17 protein-coding genes, 1 rRNA gene and 1 pseudogene are annotated in these 20,001 nt (G+C 41.9%); 17 read left to right on the forward strand and 2 right to left on the reverse strand.

Translation table 11 applies throughout. The annotated features are described in order from the left end of the window. From rrf to hisC, 9 genes and pseudogenes are all read left to right on the forward strand, one after another. Positions 1 to 115 (forward strand): 5S ribosomal RNA (gene rrf / locus E2K74_RS09630). Positions 116 to 372: 257 nt separating this feature from the next. Further along, positions 373 to 1,818 carry an RNA polymerase factor sigma-54 gene (locus E2K74_RS09635; protein ID WP_151204338.1) on the forward strand — a complete coding sequence of 482 codons (1,446 nt, stop codon included), beginning with the start codon at positions 373 to 375 and terminating at the stop codon, positions 1,816 to 1,818. 165 nt (positions 1,819 to 1,983) lie between these two features. Then, positions 1,984 to 2,316, forward strand: coding sequence for a ribosome hibernation-promoting factor, HPF/YfiA family (hpf, locus tag E2K74_RS09640; RefSeq protein ID WP_151204339.1), 333 nt, complete (start codon positions 1,984 to 1,986; stop codon positions 2,314 to 2,316). A gap of 134 nt (positions 2,317 to 2,450) precedes the next feature. Continuing rightward, positions 2,451 to 2,702 carry a BolA family iron metabolism protein IbaG gene (gene ibaG / locus E2K74_RS09645; RefSeq protein ID WP_151204340.1) on the forward strand — a complete coding sequence of 84 codons (252 nt, stop codon included), beginning with the start codon at positions 2,451 to 2,453 and terminating at the stop codon, positions 2,700 to 2,702. A gap of 7 nt (positions 2,703 to 2,709) precedes the next feature. Further along, positions 2,710 to 3,969, forward strand: a complete 1,260-nt coding sequence (gene murA, locus E2K74_RS09650; protein ID WP_151207298.1) for a UDP-N-acetylglucosamine 1-carboxyvinyltransferase — start codon at positions 2,710 to 2,712, stop codon at positions 3,967 to 3,969. Then, a complete protein-coding gene (hisG, locus tag E2K74_RS09655; protein ID WP_151207300.1) occupies positions 3,966 to 4,667 on the forward strand; it encodes an ATP phosphoribosyltransferase in 702 nt (233 codons plus the stop codon). Before murA ends, hisG begins: the two co-directional genes overlap by 4 nt. Positions 4,668 to 4,908: 241 nt before the next feature. Then, positions 4,909 to 5,073, forward strand: a pseudogene (locus E2K74_RS14880) (DUF4272 domain-containing protein); the annotation flags it as partial. Between the two features lie 120 nt (positions 5,074 to 5,193). After that, entirely contained in the window at positions 5,194 to 6,495 is a 1,302-nt protein-coding gene (hisD, locus tag E2K74_RS09665) for a histidinol dehydrogenase (protein WP_161982791.1), read from the forward strand. 170 nt (positions 6,496 to 6,665) lie between these two features. After that, positions 6,666 to 7,757, forward strand: coding sequence for a histidinol-phosphate transaminase (gene hisC / locus E2K74_RS09670; RefSeq protein ID WP_151204344.1), 1,092 nt, complete (start codon positions 6,666 to 6,668; stop codon positions 7,755 to 7,757). Positions 7,758 to 7,850: 93 nt separating this feature from the next. On the opposite strand, the gene E2K74_RS09675 is transcribed toward hisC, so the two are convergent. Then, positions 7,851 to 9,209 carry an anthranilate synthase component I family protein gene (locus tag E2K74_RS09675; protein ID WP_151207303.1) on the reverse strand — a complete coding sequence of 453 codons (1,359 nt, stop codon included), beginning with the start codon at positions 9,207 to 9,209 and terminating at the stop codon, positions 7,851 to 7,853. Between the two features lie 261 nt (positions 9,210 to 9,470). Between E2K74_RS09675 and E2K74_RS09680 the strand changes: the two genes are divergently transcribed. The 6 genes from E2K74_RS09680 (at position 9,471) to E2K74_RS09705 (ending at position 17,555) form a co-directional block, all read left to right on the forward strand. Beyond that, the gene (locus E2K74_RS09680) at positions 9,471 to 10,496 is read left to right on the forward strand and encodes a DUF6160 family protein (RefSeq protein WP_151204346.1); all 1,026 of its coding nucleotides are present in this window, start codon (positions 9,471 to 9,473) and stop codon (positions 10,494 to 10,496) included. 184 nt (positions 10,497 to 10,680) lie between these two features. Continuing rightward, positions 10,681 to 11,514, forward strand: a complete 834-nt coding sequence (locus E2K74_RS09685) for a C39 family peptidase (protein ID WP_151204347.1) — start codon at positions 10,681 to 10,683, stop codon at positions 11,512 to 11,514. A 35-nt stretch (positions 11,515 to 11,549) separates the two neighbouring features. Then, positions 11,550 to 12,767: a hypothetical protein gene (locus E2K74_RS09690; protein WP_171478817.1), complete on the forward strand. Its 1,218-nt coding sequence runs from the start codon at positions 11,550 to 11,552 to the stop codon at positions 12,765 to 12,767. A gap of 12 nt (positions 12,768 to 12,779) precedes the next feature. Continuing rightward, on the forward strand, positions 12,780 to 14,444 hold the full coding sequence (locus E2K74_RS09695) for an OmpP1/FadL family transporter (protein ID WP_151207304.1): 1,665 nt from the start codon (positions 12,780 to 12,782) through the stop codon (positions 14,442 to 14,444). A gap of 7 nt (positions 14,445 to 14,451) precedes the next feature. After that, positions 14,452 to 15,591 carry a putative pilus assembly protein FilE gene (gene filE, locus E2K74_RS09700; RefSeq protein ID WP_151207306.1) on the forward strand — a complete coding sequence of 380 codons (1,140 nt, stop codon included), beginning with the start codon at positions 14,452 to 14,454 and terminating at the stop codon, positions 15,589 to 15,591. Between the two features lie 20 nt (positions 15,592 to 15,611). Beyond that, positions 15,612 to 17,555 (forward strand): hypothetical protein, encoded by a 1,944-nt coding sequence (locus E2K74_RS09705; RefSeq protein WP_151207307.1) that lies wholly within the window; start codon positions 15,612 to 15,614, stop codon positions 17,553 to 17,555. Positions 17,556 to 17,996: 441 nt separating this feature from the next. On the opposite strand, the gene E2K74_RS09710 is transcribed toward E2K74_RS09705, so the two are convergent. Then, positions 17,997 to 18,545, reverse strand: coding sequence for an NUDIX hydrolase (locus E2K74_RS09710; RefSeq protein ID WP_161982794.1), 549 nt, complete (start codon positions 18,543 to 18,545; stop codon positions 17,997 to 17,999). 122 nt (positions 18,546 to 18,667) lie between these two features. Here E2K74_RS09710 and E2K74_RS09715 point away from each other — a divergent pair, with 122 nt between their 5' ends. Together E2K74_RS09715 and E2K74_RS09720 are read left to right on the forward strand one after the other, a co-directional pair. Then, a complete protein-coding gene (locus E2K74_RS09715; RefSeq protein WP_151204353.1) occupies positions 18,668 to 19,282 on the forward strand; it encodes an NUDIX hydrolase in 615 nt (204 codons plus the stop codon). Between the two features lie 14 nt (positions 19,283 to 19,296). Beyond that, positions 19,297 to 19,827, forward strand: a complete 531-nt coding sequence (locus E2K74_RS09720; protein WP_151204354.1) for a gamma carbonic anhydrase family protein — start codon at positions 19,297 to 19,299, stop codon at positions 19,825 to 19,827. Positions 19,828 to 20,001: the final 174 nt, after the last annotated feature.

Raw genomic sequence — 20,001 nt, forward strand, 5'->3', positions numbered from 1 at the left:
GCTGGCGACCATAGCAAGAGTGAACCACCTGATCCCTTCCCGAACTCAGAAGTGAAACCTCTTTGCGCTGATGGTAGTGTGGGGTTACCCATGTGAGAGTAAGTCATCGCCAGCTCATTATTCAAAATCCCCCTGCTAAAAAGCAGGGGGATTTCTTTTTTATAAAATGAAAAATAAAAATCAGAACAATGGTTGGGATGTCCTGCTAGAGAAATAGAGTGCAAAGAAAGGAGTTGAGGGTATCCATCTTTAAAATATCAATAAAACTATAAATAAGTGAAGGTGAGTGTGGAATTTATAAAAACTATGCTATAACAAATAAAACGGCATAAAAATTGCTTATAAAATGAGATTTCTATAATAGGAGGGTACATGAAATTATCCATGGGCTTGAAAATTGCAAACTCGCTCTCCTTAACTCCGCAGCTTCAACAAGCGATTCGCTTATTGCAATTATCCAGCCTAGAGTTGGAACAAGAAATACAATTACAACTAGACAGTAACCCTTTATTAGAAGAAGTTGAAGAGCAAATTAGCACTGAAAACCTCTCAACAATTGATGTAGATCAACAAGATTTAACCCATGCGTTAAATGCAGATCATCTTCCTGATGATTTACCAGTTGATACAGATTGGGATGATGTTTATACCCATCAACCTACCAGTCTCAGCGCGGCAGATTTTGAAGAGCGTGAGGATAATCGCCAGAGGCAGCAAAGCTTGCAAGAACATATGCTTGAGCAGATTAATCTTTTACACTTTTCCAAGGTTGATCAGCTCATTGCCTACTGTATTGTTGACTCACTAGATAATAAAGGTTTTTTAGATACAGACATTGCAGAGATTACTGCATCGGTACAACAATTGCTTGCCTCTATGGATTATGAGGAAGTGGTTGAAGAAGATGAAGTGTCGGTGGTGTTGAAACATATTCAACGCCTTGATCCAGTAGGGGTTGGAGCAAGGAATCTGGCAGAATGCCTGCTGATTCAGCTTGAAGGTGTAGCTGTCACTACGCCTTGTAGACAGGATGCAATAAAATTACTGCAGCATTATGAGCTGCTCATTAGTAATGAATTACCGAAGTTAATTAAACAGACCGGTTTAAATCAGGATCAACTGCGTTGTGCGCTTGATCTGCTTAAGACACTTAAACCTTATCCGGGACAGGAGTTCGAGGATAAAACCTGCAATTATCAGATTCCGGATGTGGTCGTGAGGAAAAAAAATGGTCGTTGGCATGTGGCTTTAAATCCGGATGTAATGCCAAAGCTTAGACTCAATTCTTTTTATAGCAATATGATCCGTCGGGCCGATCAGAGTGAGGATAATCAATATCTGCGTAACCAGATGCTGGAGGCAAAGAATTTTATTAAAAGTATTGATGAACGACATAAAACACTCTTGAAAGTGGCCTGCTGTATTGTTGAACATCAAAAGGCATTTTTGGAAATTGGTGTAGAGGGCATGAAGCCGCTGGTATTGCGTGATATTGCGGAAGAAGTTGAGTTGCATGAATCGACTGTTTCTCGTGTAACCACCAATAAATTTATGCTGACACCGCGTGGTCTGTTTGAGCTGAAATATTTCTTTTCAAGTCATGTCAGTACGACTTCTGGCGGTGAAGCTTCCTCAACGGCCATTCGCGCTAAAATTAAAAAATTGATTGCAGAAGAAAATGTACGTAAACCTTTATCCGATAATGCCATTGCAAATTTATTAAAAGAAGATGGTATTGATGTAGCACGTCGTACAGTTGCAAAGTATCGTGAATCGTTACATATCCCGTCATCTTCTGAACGAAAAGTCTTGATCTAAGCTTAAAAATTTGACTATTCTAAAGATTCATTATGACCGTGTAATGAATCTATTTTATTTTGAGGCGCAGTAAAATAATTTAATTCCCAATTTTATATGTTGAATAAGCGTATTAGGTTATTTTCTGGGACTCGTCTAATCCTAACGAAGGTGAGGGATAGAATTATGCAAATAACAATTCGTGGACATCATTTATCAATTACACCAGCAATTGAAGAGCGTATAAAAAATCAGTTTTCGCAAATGACCAAACACCTCGATCAGGTGAATAGTATGCAGGTAAAACTCTCCAAAGATCATCAAATAGACAAGCGCTCAAAAAAAGGCAGCAGCAATCATATTGCCGAAGCGATTATACGCTTACCCGGTATTGAATTTTTTGCTCATGCCAATGCGGATGATATGTATACCTCAATTAAACTGCTGACAGAAAAATTAAAACGACAAATTGATCGTTATCGGGAAATGCACTTGCATCAGCAGGTTTTAATGGGCTAAATGGCTCAATATAAGAAGGAGGCTTTTTAAAAGCCTCTTTTTTTATGCGTATAATGGATAGACTAATGAACTATTTTTTCTATTTATAGTAAAATGGCTGGTTTTATACCCTTAGCCTTATAAGAGGTCTTGTGATGAATAGTGAACAGCTCGCTGAAATTTTAAAAGCCGCTTTCCCCGAGGCGGATGTTGCTGTGAGTGGTCAGGGCGGAAAATTTGATCTCCGTATTGTGGATGATCAATTTGAAGGTAAGCGTCCAGTTGCACGCCAACAAGCTGTTTATGCTCCTCTCAATGCCCATATTGCCAGTGGTGCAGTTCACGCAGTAACAATTCGCGCGATGACAAAAGAAGAATGGCGCAAAGCAAGCTTATTTGGAGCTTAATCATTTAATGGATAAATTTTTAATTCAGGGCGGTATCAAGCTCGAAGGTGAAGTGCGCATTTCTGGTGCCAAAAATGCGGCACTTCCTTTATTGGCAGCAATGATTCTTGCTGACTCTCCAATTACATTAAGAAATGTACCTTGCCTTAAAGATGTAAAGACGCTGGTCAAGCTGATTGCAGGCCTAGGTATTACTATGTCCTATGAAGGCGACACGGTCGTTGCAGATACGTCTACATTAAATAATCAGTTTGCACCTTATGAGCTGGTAAAAACTATGCGTGCCTCTATTTTAGTGCTGGGTCCATTATTGGCGCGCTATGGCAGTGCAAAAGTTTCTTTACCGGGTGGCTGTGCGATTGGTTCACGTCCAGTCGACCAGCATTTAAAAGCCCTTGAAGCTTTAGGGGCAGAAATTGAAGTTGAAGCTGGTTATGTCAATGCCAAAGTCGATGGGCGCCTTAAAGGGGGTGAAGTCGTTTTTGATATGGTAACCGTGGGTGGTACAGAAAACATCCTGATGGCAGCGGTATTAGCCGAAGGCGTGACCACTATTCGTAATGCAGCCCGCGAGCCTGAAATTACTGATCTTGTGCAAATGCTGATTAAAATGGGTGCCAAGATTGAAGGGATAGATACTGATACGCTTGTTGTCACAGGTGTTGAAAGCCTGCACGGCTGTGAATATTCGGTAGTTGCAGACCGTATTGAAACGGGTTCTTATCTGGCGGCTGCGGCGATCACCGGGGGGCGTGTGAAGACCACGCATACCGATCCAGTTTTAATGGAAGTGGTATTGGAAAAATTCGAGGAAATGGGTGCAGAAGTTACCCGTGGTGATGACTGGATTGAGCTGGACATGATGGGTAAACGCCCAAAAGCCGTCAGCTTTCGTACTTTGCCACATCCAGAATTCCCGACAGATATGCAAGCACAATTGATGGCTGTGAATGCCATTGCTCAGGGCTTTGCCACCATTTCTGAAACGATTTTTGAAAACCGATTCATGCATGTACCTGAATTGGCCCGTATGGGTGCAAATATTCAGGTCGAAGGTAATGATGCTGTAGTCACAGGTGTAGAAAAATTATCTGCTGCACCAGTCATGGCGACAGATTTACGTGCTTCTTTTTCTTTGGTTTTAGCGGCATTGGCGGCTGAAGGGGAAACATTGATTGACCGTATTTATCATATTGATCGCGGTTATGAAGAGGTCGAAGCAAAACTACAAGGTCTAGGCGCCCAAATTAAGCGAGTAAGTGAATGAGCGAAATGAGAAACGATGATCCAAACTTTGACGTAATGGGCAATTTTGATCATGGTTTAACTTTAGCACTAAGCAAGGGCCGTATCTTAAAAGAAACTTTACCGCTGCTTGAAACAGCAGGGATTAATTTACTTGAAGATCCGGATAAATCGCGTAAATTGATTTTCCCAACTACCCATAAGCAGGTACGTATCTTGATTTTACGTGCCTCTGATGTACCGACTTATGTGGAAAATGGTGCAGCAGATATTGGAGTTGCCGGTAAGGATGTGCTCATGGAGCATGGTGCGCAAAATGTCTATGAACCTCTGGACTTAAAGATTGCCAACTGCAAACTCATGACTGCGGGTAAAGTGGGCATGGTTCGACCGAAAGGCCGTTTAAAAATTGCCACCAAATATGTAAATCTGACCCGTCAATACTATGCCAGCCTTGGCGAACAAGTGGACGTCATTAAGCTCTACGGTTCAATGGAGCTTGCTCCATTGGTCGGTTTGGGCGATTACATTGTTGACGTAGTGGATACTGGCAATACGCTACGTGCCAACGGCCTGGAGCCTTTGGAGGAGATTTGCAAAGTATCATCACGTCTGATTGTCAATAAAGCCAGTTTTAAGCGTAAGCAAACTTTATTGAATCCGATTTTGGCACAGCTAGAACAAGCTGTTGAAGCACGTGAGCAGGCAAAAAAAGCCTAGTTCCATGCCATGAAGAACCGCCCCTTGAGGGCGGTTTTTTTATATTTGGATCAGAACACCTAAGTCAAGATAAGTCCGCGACCAATTGATACCGGCCAACTTGATAGAGGCAAGATGCTTTAAAAAATATTTTATAGGTAAGGGAGAATCTAGTGAAAACGCTGCAACAAAGCAAACAAGAGTCTTTTTCCAGATTACAGTTAGAATCGGTCACTTATATTGATTGGCTACCATTGATTGAGAAGCTGATTTAATCTATTGCTATAACTGGACATGTGTCGATGCAAGACTGAAACAACAACAGGCACCTGCAGAATTAAATTCATCGATTGTACTTGAACGACATGGCGCTTTAAATTGGCTGCTCCAGCATGATAGTGATTGGGATCACCCGCATGTCAGCACTGAGTACCCGATTTTGGCAAGAGTAAAAGTAATTTCCAATCAGTTCAAGTTGAAATGCCGGTGTTATCTTGTCCACAATCACATGGAAACAAGGTAAACTAATCTTTTCCATATCAACCTTGTGGGTAAATTGATGCGACGTTTATCGACTCAAGATCAGAACTTCAAGCAGGCTTTTGCTGACTTGTTGGCTTTTGAAACAGTGAGTGATCCTGAACTTTTAAAAACCGTAGACCAAATCATTGCAGACATACGTCAGCATGGTGATGCTCATGTTCTTAAACTTACTCAGCAGTTCGATCGACATCCAGCGCATCAATTTTCAGATCTGGAACTGACTCAGGAACAACTTAAAGCGGCATTTGAGGGTTTAACTGTAGAAGTCCGTGAGGCGCTGGAGCTGGCTGCGAGCCGTATCCGCGAATTTCATCAGGCCCAGAAACAGGACGGCTGGACCTATATTGATGCCTTGGGTAACACACTCGGTCAAAAAGTTACACCACTGGATCGTGTGGGTATTTATGTGCCCGGTGGTCTGGCGTCTTATCCATCTTCTGTGTTAATGAATGCCGTGCCAGCACATGTGGCGGGGGTACCGGAAATTATCATGGTGGTGCCTGCACCGAATGGTGAACTGAATCCTTTAGTCCTTGCAGCAGCCTATTTGGCGGGTGTACATCGCGTCTTTACCATTGGTGGCGCACAAGCAGTGGCAGCTTTGGCATATGGTACAGAGACCATTCCTTCTGTTGATAAGATCACAGGACCGGGAAACCGTTTTGTCGCTGCGGCAAAACGAGCAGTGTTTGGTCAAGTTGGCATTGACATGATTGCAGGCCCTTCTGAAATTTTAGTCTATGCTGAAGGTGAAAATAATGCCAAGTGGCTTGCGATGGATGTCTTGTCACAAGCTGAACATGACACGGTTGCGCAAGCGGTTTTTATCACCCCTGATGAACAACTGCTCAATGACGTTGAGCAAGCGATTGAAGAGCATTTGGCTGCATTACCTAAAGCTGAGATTGCCCGTACTTCAATTGCCAATCGTGGCGCTTTGGTTCTTGTAAAAGATCGTCAGGAAGCTATTGAGCTGATTAATCAGGTTGCCCCGGAGCACTTGCAGCTTTGTTTAAATGAAGCGCAGCACATGGCCGAAGAGATTCGTCATGCGGGTGCCATCTTTATGGGGCGCTATACTCCTGAAGCGATTGGGGACTACTGTGCAGGACCGAACCATGTCTTGCCAACCTCAGGTACAGCACGCTTTTCATCACCACTGGGTGTCTACGATTTCCAAAAGCGTTCCAGCCTGATTATGTGCTCTGAAGATGGTGTGAAAATCCTAGCCAAAACCGCTGATATCTTGGCACAGCAAGAAAATCTGGATGCTCACGCACGTTCAGCACGCTATCGTTATCAATAATCGAGTTTTCCCCACATTCTAAAACAATACCAAACCCCTTCTCCCTCAGGGAGAAGGTTAGGATGAGGGAGAATACAAATAATTTCTCAGTTGGGCGTTTATCTCTCCCAAACCCTCTTCTGAAGAGAGAGGGCTTACCCTGATGTAAGTTGAGTATAAAGAGAAAGAAAATGTCAAATATCACTACAGAACAAATGCGTTTTTGGAGCCCTGAAGTATGTGAGCTAGAGCCTTATGTACCAGGGGAGCAGCCCAAAATCCAAAATTTATTAAAATTAAATACCAATGAAAACCCATATCCGCCTTCTCCAAAAGTGGTGGAAGCGGTGCAAAAAGTGTTAGCCAATTCAGCAGATGTATTACGTTTATATCCAGATCCAGATGCTGCCGAACTCAAACAGGCCATTGCAAAACAGCAAAATGTCGCTGTTGAAAATGTCTTTGTGGGTAATGGTTCTGATGAAGTGCTTGCGCATATTTTTAAAGCATTTTTTGTGCAAGAGTTGCCCTTGCTTTACCCGGATATTACCTACAGTTTCTATCCGGTCTACAGTCAATTCTTTAGGGTAAAAACCAAGGCTTTGCCATTAAATGATGACTTTGAGATTGTGGTAGATGATTATAAGCAGCCAAATGGCGGGATTATCATCACCAATCCAAATGCGCCAACCAGTATTGCCTTAGGCTTGGCAGCGATTGAAGAGGTACTTCAGGCTAATCCAAACTCCGTGGTTGTCATTGATGAAGCCTATGTGGACTTTGGTGCTGAATCTGCCGTCAGTCTGGTGGAGAAATATGAAAACTTGGTGGTCTGTCAAACAACGTCGAAATCTCGGTCGCTTGCAGGCTTACGTGTGGGTTTTGCCATTGCACAGCCACACTTAATTGCAGCACTGGAAGCAGTAAAAAACAGTTTTAACTCTTATCCGATGGATCGTTTTGCCATAGCTGCGGCAGTAGCCTCTTTTGAAGATCAGGCTTATTTTGAAGCACAAAATCAGAAGGTGATAGCCAGTCGTGAACAGCTGATTGCCCAATTAACTGAAATCGGATTTAAAATTTTACCATCGAGTGCCAACTTCATTTTTGTAACCTTGCCTACAAAAGATGCGAGTGAATTAGCAGCAGAATTACGTGAACGAGGTATTATTGTACGTTACTTTAATAAACCGCGGATTAACCAGTATCTACGGATTACTATCGGAACGGATGAGCAAAATCAGCGTTTAGTCAATACATTGAAAGATGATATTTTGGCCTGATTCTATCTCTTTTAATCCTCCTTTTACCAACACAAACTCTTGTCTTTTCTAACAGGAAAGTGAGACAAAATTTAAATCTAATAAAAGCGAATCTCAGGATTCGCTTTTTTGTAGATTGGGCATATACCAGGTATTTAATAAATCTATCATGGCTGAAACTTTATCAAAGCATTCCTGATATTCGGCATCACAATCAGAGGCAATGGTAATACCGCCGCCTGCCCACAAGGAAACATCTTGCTGGTACTTCTGAATGGAGCGAATCAGAATATTCCAGGAGCCTGTACCATCCTGATTAAAATACCCCATCGAGCCACAATAGGCACCGCGCGGAGCACCTTCTAGTTCTTTAATGATCTGCATGGCACGAATTTTGGGAGCACCGGTAATTGAGCCGCCGGGAAGGGCAGACATTAGTACCTCAAAAGGGTTTACTTCAGGTTTCAATTTTGCTTCCACCTCGCTCACCATATGATGTACTTGATTAAAGCTTTCAATATTAAAAAGTTTTGGTGTTTTAACTGAACCTGTTTCCGCATAAACACTCAGATCATTACGTAATAGGTCAACAATCATGACATTCTCTGCCATATCCTTTTTTGAAGATTGTAATCTTTGTTTCGATTGTTCATCCTGAACTGGATCGCTATAGCGTGGCATAGTGCCTTTGATCGGTTTGGTGACGATTTTGTGATTCGCTTCAAAATCAATAAACAGCTCGGGCGAACAGCTTAATAATTCAAAATCATTAATTTTTAAATACCCTGAATACGGTGCATCAGTCAGTTGCCAAAATTTTGAGGCAGTTGCTAATAATGAGCCTTCGGCCCGAGCCACAAACTCTTGGGTTAAGTTAATCTGATAACAGTCACCAGCAACAATATAATCCTGAATTTTTTGAAATGCCTGATCATAGGTAGATTTATTCCAGCGTGGTTGACAGAGGTTTTTAAGTTGAAGTTCTGGCAGATGGGAGGGCTGAATTAAAAGGCGCTGAATATAATTAAACATCTCGTCTGCTTGAGGATCATCACTATAAAATATCCAATCCCCGGCAATCGGTTTAATATAAGAGTTAAATTGACCTAAAAATAAAGCAGGCTGGGATTTATTTGGATAATCAACCTGCTGTTGAGCAGCATAATCATAGCCAATAAAACCGACATAGCCTCCTGAAAAACTATTCTTTTCATTTGTCATTGTATGTTGATCATGAAGGAAATTTATATCAAATTTCATATTATGAGGGTGATATTGATCAATACCGATTCTTTTAAATCCCCTCACTTGTTCAGCCTGAACAATAAAATATTCCCGTGCACAGCAGGCAATAAAAGGTTGGCCATCATTATTTAAATAGACCAGATGATCTAGGCTGTTTAATCTAGATAGCATATCTTCAAGCAAAGGAGATAGAACTTTTAAAGGACGTTGATACAAGGTCTTGGTCATGCAAATTAATAGATTTCGAGATGACCTATTATTTTATATCAAGCAGCACAAAAAATACTTTTAAATCGCCAAATACCGTTTGTCGGTAAGCCGTAGATTGCGACCAACGACAGTTGATCAAAATCCGCCTCAACGCTAAGTTAAGTGGGCGAGCAAAATTACTCAAGGAAAGATGTTTTGGGTTGTTAGAAAATAAAAAAATACAACCTGAACACTGAGTGATTCACAACCAAAAAAATAGTACTCTTGGGAGAGTAAACAATGAAAAAATTCACTAAATTAGCTTTAGCGACTTCAATTGCTTTCAGTGCAAATGCGATGGCGATGCAAGCCATGGATGATGCATCTCTTAGCGCCACAACGGGTCAAGATGGTATCAATATCGGGATCGGTATTTCAAAAATTGAAATTGATAAACTTTTTATTCATGACAATGATGGTTTAAATACTAGCACTACGGGTGGAACAGCTACAGCGGGTGCCATTGTAATTAAAGGTGATGGCAAGGCCGGCAGCGTAAATGAAAATCATGGTCTCGTCATTGGTGCAAACTATGACTCCCTGTTGGCGTCTAAGAACTTGGCTGATTTGCAGATTGACTCGGATGCGGGTAATACTGCCAATGGTGGGGCATTCTTAAATATTGCTGCGCAAGTTTCAGGTTTAAAGATTAATATTGGTGAAATTGGTGTGGCTGCATCGAATGCTATGCCAGATGCAAGTGCGACTTCTATCCGTCGTGGTGCTTCTACAAGCAATTATAATGCGATTTTAAGTGGTCTGGAAATCGTAACCGGTACAATGGATGCGAATATTCAGGTCGGTGCTGCTCCTCAAGGTGCAATGATCAAGTTAAATACAACAATGGTGGGCGGTCTGGAAATCAAAAACCTAGGTATCCTTGATAACTCGACAAAAGGTAAATCTATTGGCGAGGTTACAGTTGGCGGTAATACTGTTCCTGTAGCTACTCAAGAAGCGGGTGAAATCTTTATCGAGAGTATCAAAGTGGCTGATGCAAACTCTAAAGATTTAACCATTAGTCAAAATATCTCCGTATTTAATGATGCTTATGTTGGCCCTTCTACCACGGTCGGTAAGGCTGCACATCTCCGTATCGTAAGTAATGATACGGGGGCAAAAGACCAATATATTAAAGGCATCCATTTAGGTAGCCGCACCGCAGGTTCAATTGGTGATATGGAAGTCCAAGGTCTTCAAACTTATTATTCGCCATCTGCTGGCACATATACAAAAGGCGCAGTTATTACGATTTCTGGTCGTTAATATTGCATAAAAAAGCGCGTGTTTACACGCGCTTTTTTTACGCATAAATATTTATCTGAAAAATAAAAAAATGCTGTTTTTTTTTGAAAAAAAAGGTATCTTGCTAGTTACAAGGAAGTAGAGTGAATACTCTATAAAAATAAAAGTAAGCATATTCTGCTGATGATAAGAAAAGTTAATAAATATGTTAGAGATTGCGTTGGGCTCGGCATTGATATATTACGCTGCCAAAGAAGCTCTGGATATTAAAAAACAGCCGCAAGGAGCTGTTCACTATACTGAAGTTCTTGATTCACGAAATGATTCTTTTGTGCGTATGCACCGTGAACCGGTAGAAGTCAAACCTGCTATTTTCGAGCAGTTCCAGGGAATTGTACGCCAAGCTTATGATTATAGCTGCGGTTCCGCTGCGCTCACCACTTTGCTGAATGGTTATGTAGGCACACAATTAGATGAAGAGCAGGTGATGAATGGTCTGATCAAATTTGGTGAAACAGACAGAATCATTGAGCGCCGTAGTTTTTCTCTTCTTGATATGAAGCGTTTTGTGGCTGCTTTAGGTTTGGAAAGCGGGGGGTATCGTGGTGAGTTCGACGATTTGGTCAAACAGGGGCAGCCTGCAATTGTGCCTATTTCTTATGCAGGATTTAAGCACTTCGTTGTTTATAAAGCTTATAAAGATGGACGGGTTTATGTAGCTGATCCGGCATTGGGGAATATCAGTTTTGATGTACAGCGTTTTAAAGATATTTGGGAAAATAACACTCTCTATTTAATTAATGTGCCAGAACAATATCGAAAAAATTTCTTGACCTTAAAAGACACCGATATGCGGCATGTAGAGGATGCAACGATTAACCGTTATGCCTTGGTTGACCTGCAATATCCACAATTTTATATGGATAAAATTGCCGATAAAGCTTCAACAATCCGTATGGACCGTAATCGCAATACAGAATCAGAGCAATTTGGGGAATATCAATATAATTTCCTAAGGCTGTATTACAAAAACAAATAAAACCAGAACCTGGCTATAAAAATTAAAATGGTGAAATGGATATGAATGGTAAATGGATGAACAAAACGTTTTTGGTACTCAGTATTCAAATGGTAATGGGAGTTGCATTTGCTGCTGAAGAACCAGCATTGGGTGAATATGAAAGTGTAGATGAAAAGGTCATTGAGACTGCTGCAGCAGCTCAAACCAGTCAAGTGGAATCATCTTCTGTTGAAGAGGTAAAGCTGGGTGCAGATGAAATAGTCCAAGAAGAAATAGCTACTGACACCACAGCCTCTGTAGAAACTCAAACGCCAGCCCAACCTCAGGCAACACAAAGCACCAATGCCTCTCAAGCCTTACAGCAACAAGAGGGCGATACTACTCAGGCTGGAAATTTAGAAGAAGTATTTACTTCAAATGAACGTCAATACTCACTGATTAAAAAAGGTGAGATTTCCTCTTATTATGATATTGATTATACCTATTATCGAGATACTCAGCTTGATATGGAAATGGCGCAAGGCCAACTTTACCAGCTACGTGTCCAGGAAAATGCAACGCATAGTCTGACCAATACATTCACTTTTCAATATGGTTTAAAAGATAATTTAACTTTAACAGCATCCTTACCTTTGGTGGCGAAAAGTGATCTGTTAAAAGACACCTCTACTGCAGGGCTTGGAGATATTAATTTAGGCGCACGGTGGGAACCCTTTCCGCTAAAAGCAGGCCGTTTACCACTCATTTTATTTGGCAATATATCGACCAAAACTGGTGAAAGTCCTTATGAAATTAATGCTGCAACGGATCTGGCAGCAGGTAAGGGTTATTATTCTGTCGGTATAGGTGCAAGTACGCGTAAGTATATTGATCCGGTGGTTCTCTTTGCTTCCGTCTCGGCAAATTATGGATTCAAAGAATCCGGTTTAAACCAAATTCGCGGCCGACGCATCATTGAAGAGTTTGATCCAGGCATTAGCGGTGGTTTTGCTTTCGGTTTTGCCTATTCATTTAATTATGATGTTTCGATGACCATGTCTTATCAGCAAAGCTTTAACACGGGCGCAGAATTTAGCTATAACACGGGCGAGAGCTATTCGGCTGCAGATCAGACCAGTTCAACTTTTGCAATTTCTCTAGGAGTGCGGGTGTCTCCAGAAACGATTGTGAATGGAACCTTGGGCTTGGGTTTGACAGAAGATGCACCAGATGTTTCGTTGGGGCTTTCCTTCCCATTGGATATTTTAGGTTTCGGCAAGAAAATCAGTTAAGAGGGCTGTCGTATGAAGAACATTCGACTCAGCCCGTTATTAACAGGAATTATTCTTGCGGGCTGTTCAAGTTATACCTTTGCACAGTTGGGAACCAACCTTTCGGTTGATTTGCGTGCATTGTCCATGGGGAATGCGGTGACTGCAGACCCTCCAGGGGTGAATGCCATTCACTTTAACCCGGCAGGACTTACCAAGATTGATGGTCTGCAAACCGAGCAACAAATTATTATTGCAGATTTCAATATTCAGCGTGAGTTTAGTGTTCCAGCAGGCTATAACGTCTTCGGTTATTCTGATGATCCTCTAGTCTGTCACGACGGACCAGAAGTTTCATCTGACCTGTGTACCGACTTCAAGGGACCGGTTAACGGCGATGTAGAATATGTCAGCCTGTATGTGCCTATTCTGAAAAAAATGGTGGATTTGGGAGAAGGTTTGCCGATTGCGGCACCGACGATGGGAGTCGCTTATAATCCACCTGGATCGAAAGCAACCTATGCTACAGCTGTATATGCACCTTTAATTGCAGGTTTTGGCCATGAAGATGGTAATCCCGCCAACTTTATGGGACAGCAGGTCGCTTTGGAAAGGATCACTTATCTGTCCCCATCCATTGGTTATGAGATTAATGACCAGCTTTCGATTGGGGCATCTGTGGGAATGTCTTATCAGGCCGTTGCCATGAAAACAGATTTACGTTTTCCGAATGAGCTGATCGGCATGTTACGTATGATTGATGAAGTCGTATGTACACCATTTAAAGAAAACTCCGACATCATTACCGATATTTTATTACTCGGAATCTGTAATGCTGAAGAAGGGATGAATCCATTTGGTAAATTTGGCCAAATGGAGCTGGCACTGGAGCAGAACCTCAGTCCAAGTTATAACTTGGGTATCTTATGGGAGCCAACGGAAGACTTTAGTTTTGGTATGGTTTATCAAAGCGCGGCAAAAATGCGCTTAAAGGGCAAATATCATATTGATAATGTTAAAGCACCTCAGGAATTGATTCGGGGATTAATGACTTCACCAACCGGTCAGATCCTGGCTGCGATTCTGGGTTTTCCCAATTATATTCCTAGCAGTGAATCAGGTCTGGTGGCGATGGATTTTGAATATCCAGCCCACTTTCAGGCCGGTATTAAATATAAACTCATGCCGGATTTACAAGTTAATCTTGATATTGGCTGGACGGACTATAAAGCATGGGAGCAGTTTAAATTTGAATTTGACCGTAGTATTTCTGCTTTAAAAATTGCCAAACTTTTATCCCCGCATGTCACGGATTCTTCGCTTGCCTTGCCTTTAGGATTTGAATCGCCGTGGAACTTCGGCATAGGAGTAGAATATTCAGCGACCGACCGTTTAAAACTACGTGCGGGCTATGAGCCAAGAACCAGTGCAATTCCTAAGGATAAACGAAATACGATGGTTCCTATTAATGGGGCACAGTTATTTGGCCTAGGACTGGGTTACCGTTTCGATGCTGATACCGATCTGGACTTATCTATTGGCTTTCTGCGCAGTAAAGATAACATTCCTGCCAATACCAGTAGCCTGGCGAATCAGACAGGTGTCAATAACCTGTTGCTCAACCCTTATGCAGGCTTGAATGTCAAAACAGATACCAAGATTACTATTTTAGGTTTGAACTATCGTACACGCTGGTAAGAAAAATATGATGAAAGCAGGGAAGACAGGGTTAAAGCTATTACTCGCCATGAGTTTGGGATCATGGTCATGGTCATGGTATAGCTATGCTAAAGAGTTTATTAGCATCATTGGTCCGGATGGCCGACCTTTGGTGGTGCCACGTACTGCTACTGAGCAGAAAACTACGACAAAAAAAGTTCAACCTGCTTCAGTATCTTACTCTTCTCCCAAAGTCCTCTCCCAACAGGCACGGCAGAAGTCACAGAGCGCATCAGAAAATAATGTGACCAAGGCTGAGCCAGAAATGAGGTTGGTACAACCAGTACAACTAGAAGTAGAAGCTAAAGTCGGGTATCCAGAGGTAGAGGCAGCTACACAGGTAACAAGTTTTTCAGCTTCCAATGTATCTCAATCCAAACCTCAGCAAGCTGTCACACTTCCTCATCTCACACCTGCTCCAAAGAGTGGATTTAGTCACATAGATGGCGTGGATTATGTAGAGAGTGAATATCTGGAAAGCAAAGAGTTTAATTTAGAAGGCAAAAAGCGTTTTTACAGTATGCCGGAAGGAGTGGTGGATAAGAATATAGGATCAACCCGAATACAAACGGTTGAGCGTGAGAAAGGCGTTGGGCAGTCTATTCTAAAATCTTTATTTGCTGGTCCGAGTGTAGATACGGCTCCTATTACACTTGCGCAAAGCTATTATCGTATTTCACAGTTAGAAACTGTTGAGAGTCTGGGACAGCAATGTTTTAAGCATAAAAAAGTTCAGCAGGCCAAACACATGATTGTAGGTAAACGTATCAATTTATGGCCACGCGCACCTTTAAAGGCGGATGAGTTTGATTTTGAAATAGTGAGGCTTGATCCGGGTATTAAAAATGTACAGATTCAGTCTTATGCAGCGCGCCAGCATAATCCTGCTTATTACTGGCCATTTGCAGTATTTTTAGATCAGAAAGCTTGTGTACTCGAAGGAGCAGGGGGCTTTAAAAGTCAGCAACAAGCAGCGAATATTATACGACATGAGTATATTGAAGGGATTATCCAGGTCCCAGAACAGGCTCGCTATCTGTTATTAACCCCATTAGCTTCAGCGATTGATATTGAAGACAAGCAGCTCACTAATTACGGACAATTAAAACTGGTCGCAATTCGTTAAGGATAATTTGAGTAAAAAAAATGAAAAAGAATTTATTATATCCATTTGCTTTAACTACCCTGGTGATGGCTTTAACCGCCTGCGCAGGAGAAAGCGCCAACGTCATACCAGAACCCGAGGAAGCGACAACCAACGGCTCTTGTAATCCTACAGCAAGTAACTGTCTGGAGTGGGGACTTGAATATCCATTAGATGGTCTGAAATTTAATTGTAGCGGAGATAAAGAAAATAAGTTTATTACTTTGTTTAATGTACGCGATGGAGTGGCTTCAGGAAGCTGCCAAAAAACGGATCATGTGGAATTCTATATTGAAAGTCATGGTGGACGTAAGATTGAGCTTGGATCAATTAAACTGAGTGAGTTTCTGAGCTTGAGCACGACCAGCCAGCTTCCACGCTTGAGTGTTCTGGATATTGCCAAAGGTATTACTGGCCGATCTGTATATGAGTTGAAACCTTCGGATGCCACGGTTCAGGTAGCGATGAAACTGGTGAAAATCTGGCAGACCATGGCACTAGATCAAGGGAATATTTATAATCCGACGGATGTACAGCCGCTCTATATTGAAGATAGTCGTAAAGCCCTAGATCAGCTCAGCAAAAATATTAAATTGACGGATACTGACTTTGTAGAAATCCTGAAACCGGCACTGGATATTAGCAAGATTAGTGATGAGCAGGCATTTAAGGTGGTGGAAAAGTTAGCCAATATTGCCAATGCTGCAGTCTATCAGCCAGAATTTTCTTTATTCTCTACATCCGGGATTATCGGCAATCAGTTCTCGGGTTCAGATGGCCTGACGGGATGTAATAAACCAAGTTGTGATATTAAAGATAAAACAAATAAATACTTGTTTGGTCATTTCATGTTGATTACCGATCGTCAAGGCTATACTTTCGGCAGTGGACTGCAATGGCGCGATAGCCAGTTAAAGCTTGCTGATAGTAATCTGAGCTCACTCGGAGGAATCAATGCCGAGTTAATCCGTAAAGTCAAACCCCAGCAGATGACCGCAAATCCTCAGACCTCATGGATTCACCCTGCAACTAAGACTATTTCAAATTATAAAATGAATATTGGGCATAAAGAGGCAAATAATGAGAGCCAACTTGAGGTTTATCAGGGGCGTTTGCTCAGTGATTATGTGATGGCTGGAAAAGAAAATTTCTATAAACTGATCACTGGTAAAACCAGTTTAGATGACAATGACCGTGCAAGCTTAGGCTTATGGCGCATGAATGCGGACAATGAAGATTATAGGGGAAGCGTAGATCTTTATAAGATTTATCCAATCAGTTATCTGGACCGGCAAGTTTTTAAAACAGTTGAAAATGTTCGCCCAGGAGAGAGCTATATCTTTCCAATGTACGGTAATCTGGAGTTTAAATTTACAGAGAGCAGTGTTGATCCGGTGACAGTCGGAATTATGATTGACAGTAATGGCAATGTGCGTACCAACCGTCAGTCAGCCACCCAACTTTCGACTGATCCAGTGAATGGTTGTACAGGTGACGTCTTGACAAATAATCTTCTGGATGAAAGAGGCGTGCAACAATACCGACTCGGGACTTTGGGGCGTGCCTTTACTCAGGATAAAACGGTATCCATGCGTTTGATCTTCGCAGATCCGGTGTTTGCTTCATTGAATGGAGCCTTGATTGGACTGAACTCGAGTATTCAAGGTTCAAGTAATTCAGCTGATCTGATTGTGGTCGGGGGAGCGCTACTGAATTTAAACCATGTGCTGAGTACACCAGTTGGACAAGCAGGACGGGTCAGTTTCGCTAACTCTGCTGGAGAAAATGTTGGTTGGGCCAATACCTATGCCAGCTTCCAGAAAATTTATAATAACAATAATACGGATGAGAGCCCTGCTGAGATCGAGGTGGCGAAATATAGTGGTGGAGAAGTCTCTTTTAGATTGGCTGAGTGTTATCAGGTTAAGGCGAAGGCCAATGGATAATCAAGGTTATAGATAAGCAACCTGTCTTAAAGCAGGATGCCAGTCAGTGAAAAAAATTGACTGGCATTTTTTGTTTGAGGTTCCTGAAAGTAAATGTTCAAAAACCTCATTTATAATTCAATCCAGAAAGTACCCCTGTATTTTGAAATATAAGGTGGACTTATATTAAAAATGACGGTTTCTAGAATAAGTGTAAGAGTTGAGGGTCATAGTGCGGTTTCGACATCTATAAAAGCTAAGAGCAGATGTTGGCTTTTGCAGAGGTTTTTGGTGTAGGTGGGAGGTTCTTATTTTGCTGAAAAAATAATTTATTTGATTCAAGTGTTTGAATATATTGGAAAAAATAAGCGCTTGTTATAGAAAATAAAGAAATATTTCTAAGGTTTTTTACTGATCACGCTTCATTTTAAGCCAAATTTTTTGCTGATTTCCCGATCTTTTTTAACCTGTGTGATCCAGACGTGTACCTAAAGTTTCCAGATGCATCGGAAAATGATGAGTTTTACGGTCTTCAAAATAATGCCGAAGTGTCTGCTCTACACTTGGAAAGGCCAGTTCCGACCAGGGGATATTTTCTTCCTCAAACAGTTGGCTTTCAATGGTTTCTGCACCCGCACCAAATTTCCCATTAAGTAGGGTGGACTTAAACAGGACATAAATCTGGCCAATCCGCGGAATATTATACATACAGTACAACTGTTCAATCTCGATTTCAGCCTCGGCTTCTTCACGAGTTTCCCGCGCTGCCCCTTGTTCCATGGTCTCAAACAGTTCCATATAGCCGGCGGGTAAAGTCCATAAACCATAACGTGGTTCGATTGCACGGCGGCAGAGCAAGACTTTATTTTCCCAGACCACCAAGGCACCACAAATAATTTTGGGGTTGATGTAATGAATATATCCACAGGTGGTACATACCTTGCGAAGCTGCTGGTCGCCTAAAGGAATTTTATCTGTTGTCGTATGTCCACAATTCACACAGAAGTTCATATTCATCATCAATGATACTGGGTAAGGTCAGGATAACTGAAAAATCAAATTTTGGCATCATTTCTATCCAGTTGAATCAAAAATCAGCTATGATGAAATCATCCTTATCAGGAGAAAAATCAATGCATGAGCTGGAATTGACACAAAAGTTACAGCAACGTTTACGTTTTTCCAAACGTATTCAGATTGCACATGCTGCTGTGTTGATTGCTATTACAGATGAAGCTAATCCCAAAGTATTACTGACACGCCGTTCGGCTTATCTGAATAGTCATGCCGGAGAAGTTTCCTTTCCAGGCGGGAAACGTGATCCACAGGATACCAGTAATATTGTCGTGGCTCTGCGAGAAGCCTATGAGGAAACGGCACTCAGCCCTTTTGATGTACATTTAATGGGTGACTTGCCCATGCAAAAAGCCCGAAATGGCATGCTGGTCAAACCGATTGTCGGACTAATTCCACCACAGGTTGAGCTGATTGCTCAGCCTTCAGAAATTGACCGGATATTTTTTGTTTCTTTACAGCATTTGCTGGATGCCCAGCCGATACCTTATGAAGTGCGCTTTGCTCAGCAGTCCTTATATTTTCCGAGTATGCGGGTGGAGAATGAAATTGTCTGGGGCCTGACGGCGCGTATGTTGATTTCATTATTTCAGTATGGTTTGGATTATAAAAAAGACTGGCCATTTTTACTGAATTCACCTGTGTTTACACGCTCCAAATTTTTTAACTATTGAACAGGATTTCAGCCATGTTATACAAGTTTCAGGGACATATGCCTCAAGCACTGCATCAACCGTGGGACGGTTGGGTTGCCCCGACTGCGACAGTGATCGGGCAGGTCGAACTCGGCAAGCAGGTTAGCATCTGGTTTGGTGCAGTGGTCCGTGCAGATAACAGTAAAATTCATTTGGGGGATTTTACCAATGTACAGGAAAATGCTGTGCTACATACCGATGCGGGCATTGAGATGCATATCGGCAATTATGTCACCATTGGTCATCAGGCGATGTTGCATGGCTGTACCATTGGCGAGAATAGCCTGATCGGGATTCAGGCCGTGATCTTGAACCATGCAGTGATTGGTAAGAATTGTATTATTGGCGCCAATGCCCTGATTCCCGAAGGCAAAGTAATTCCTGACAATTCGGTCGTGATGGGATCTCCTGGCAAGGTTGTCAAGACTCTGGATGAAGCCAGTATTCAAAAGCTGAAAATGAGCGCGATGCATTATGCCGGGCATTTTCCGAAATTCCAGGCTCTGGAAGAAGTTCAGCTCTAATTCAAAATTTTATCAAACTTAGAGCTGTTAACACGTCATAAATAGATTGGGCTGTGGATCAGGCATCGCTTTGTTCGCAGCGCAAGAGGATAAGCATACCCTCCAATAAGCCTAGATTTTTCTAGGCATTTTTGTATCCTGCTCGTGAAAATCTCGCCTAGAGGATAGCAGTGG

Origin of the sequence: Acinetobacter sp. RF15B (assembly GCF_007558235.1) — a bacterium.
GTDB lineage: Bacteria > Pseudomonadota > Gammaproteobacteria > Pseudomonadales > Moraxellaceae > Acinetobacter > Acinetobacter lwoffii_C.

Bases quoted from the DNA above. Each gene is read 5' to 3' on its own strand.
- E2K74_RS09635 (WP_151204338.1), top strand. From the start codon at position 373: ATGAAATTATCCATGGGCTTGAAAATTGCAAACTCGCTCTCCTTAACT.
- hpf (WP_151204339.1), top strand. From the start codon at position 1,984: ATGCAAATAACAATTCGTGGACATCATTTATCAATTACACCAGCAATT.
- ibaG (WP_151204340.1), top strand. From the start codon at position 2,451: ATGAATAGTGAACAGCTCGCTGAAATTTTAAAAGCCGCTTTCCCCGAG.
- murA (WP_151207298.1), top strand. From the start codon at position 2,710: ATGGATAAATTTTTAATTCAGGGCGGTATCAAGCTCGAAGGTGAAGTG.
- hisG (WP_151207300.1), top strand. From the start codon at position 3,966: ATGAGCGAAATGAGAAACGATGATCCAAACTTTGACGTAATGGGCAAT.
- hisC (WP_151204344.1), top strand. From the start codon at position 6,666: ATGTCAAATATCACTACAGAACAAATGCGTTTTTGGAGCCCTGAAGTA.
- E2K74_RS09675 (WP_151207303.1), bottom strand. From the start codon at position 9,209: ATGACCAAGACCTTGTATCAACGTCCTTTAAAAGTTCTATCTCCTTTG.
- E2K74_RS09680 (WP_151204346.1), top strand. From the start codon at position 9,471: ATGAAAAAATTCACTAAATTAGCTTTAGCGACTTCAATTGCTTTCAGT.
- E2K74_RS09685 (WP_151204347.1), top strand. From the start codon at position 10,681: ATGTTAGAGATTGCGTTGGGCTCGGCATTGATATATTACGCTGCCAAA.
- E2K74_RS09690 (WP_171478817.1), top strand. From the start codon at position 11,550: ATGGATATGAATGGTAAATGGATGAACAAAACGTTTTTGGTACTCAGT.
- E2K74_RS09695 (WP_151207304.1), top strand. From the start codon at position 12,780: ATGAAGAACATTCGACTCAGCCCGTTATTAACAGGAATTATTCTTGCG.
- filE (WP_151207306.1), top strand. From the start codon at position 14,452: ATGATGAAAGCAGGGAAGACAGGGTTAAAGCTATTACTCGCCATGAGT.
- E2K74_RS09705 (WP_151207307.1), top strand. From the start codon at position 15,612: ATGAAAAAGAATTTATTATATCCATTTGCTTTAACTACCCTGGTGATG.
- E2K74_RS09710 (WP_161982794.1), bottom strand. From the start codon at position 18,545: ATGAACTTCTGTGTGAATTGTGGACATACGACAACAGATAAAATTCCT.
- E2K74_RS09715 (WP_151204353.1), top strand. From the start codon at position 18,668: ATGCATGAGCTGGAATTGACACAAAAGTTACAGCAACGTTTACGTTTT.
- E2K74_RS09720 (WP_151204354.1), top strand. From the start codon at position 19,297: ATGTTATACAAGTTTCAGGGACATATGCCTCAAGCACTGCATCAACCG.